The sequence below is a fragment of the Fulvivirga aurantia genome (assembly GCF_009711475.1).
GTDB lineage: Bacteria > Bacteroidota > Bacteroidia > Cytophagales > Cyclobacteriaceae > Fulvivirga > Fulvivirga aurantia.
The window spans coordinates 1-538 of the sequence record NZ_SMMD01000111.1 but is presented as its reverse complement, the minus strand read 5'-3'; the positions used below and the strand labels follow the sequence as shown (position 1 = coordinate 538).

The 538-nt window shown below is 40.3% G+C and carries 1 protein-coding gene; it reads right to left on the bottom strand.

Annotation, left to right across the window (positions count from 1 at the left end):
• Window positions 1-538: outer membrane beta-barrel protein (locus E1176_RS00250; protein WP_155208592.1), on the bottom strand; the 538-nt coding region annotated here is incomplete at both ends.

Here is a 538-nt window from a genome sequence, read left to right as displayed (position 1 = left end):
GCCAAAGTTGCGGGCTCTGAAGTCATCTTCGTAAGCAAGTATATCTGCAAATATACCCTTACCTTCTCCAAGGTATGAATGGCCCCACTCAAATCTTGCTTCTACTATAATGGTTTGTTTGGGTACAGGCTCAAACACCAGGCCCGATGCAAAGATAACTCCTAGCTGAACTCTGTTCGGGGCCTCAATATATTGCTTTTCAAAATCAGGCAATTCCGGGTCAAAATCAAAATCTACTTTGTATTCCAGTTTACCAATATCATTCTCATCAAGTTCGCTGGATTTTAGCGTCCCATTTCCCTTCCACCAGTAGTTTACATTTGGGCCAACACCTAAAAACCACTTAAACTCTGAGCCTTGAAACTGCGACTTAAAATCAATCCTGTAGATAATAGGCACGTTGAAATAGTGATAAACAGCTCTATTTTCTAATGCAGGGTCTTCTTTTCCCTCAACCTTTTTACCTTTTCTTGTATAGGTAAAATCGGCCTGTAGAAAGAATCTATTTCTCACTTTGAATGCGGTTGTAAAACCACCA